The organism is Vogesella mureinivorans (assembly GCF_007644035.1).
Lineage (GTDB): Bacteria > Pseudomonadota > Gammaproteobacteria > Burkholderiales > Chromobacteriaceae > Vogesella > Vogesella mureinivorans.
In genome coordinates this window covers 1-254 of the sequence record NZ_VMTV02000484.1, presented here as the reverse complement: position 1 = coordinate 254, position 254 = coordinate 1, and the positions used below count along the sequence as shown (strand labels likewise).

General features: G+C 70.1%; 1 protein-coding gene. It reads left to right on the top strand.

The genetic code is table 11. The features are described from left to right. Positions 1-40 precede the first annotated feature (40 nt). Positions 41-254, top strand: a 214-nt coding sequence (locus FLQ44_RS13530) for an oxidoreductase (RefSeq protein ID WP_500692548.1), incomplete at its 3' end; no start/stop codon positions are given.

Sequence of the window (254 nt, the reverse complement as noted above, 5' to 3'; positions counted from 1 at the left end):
CAGCCTGATCAATACCGGGATCGGCTGGCATGAGGCGCGCGTGCCCACGATCGTAACCTCGGTGCCGCGAGCAGCCTTCGCCGGCATCACCGCGCGCCTGCGCCCCGAAGTCAGCCTGCCGCTGATCACCAGCAACCGCATCAACACGCCTGAAGTCGCCGAAGCCCTGCTGGCCGCCGGGACTGCAGATCTGGTTTCCATGGCGCGCCCCCTGCTGGCCGACCCGGCCTGGGTGAACAAGGCCCGGGCGGGGC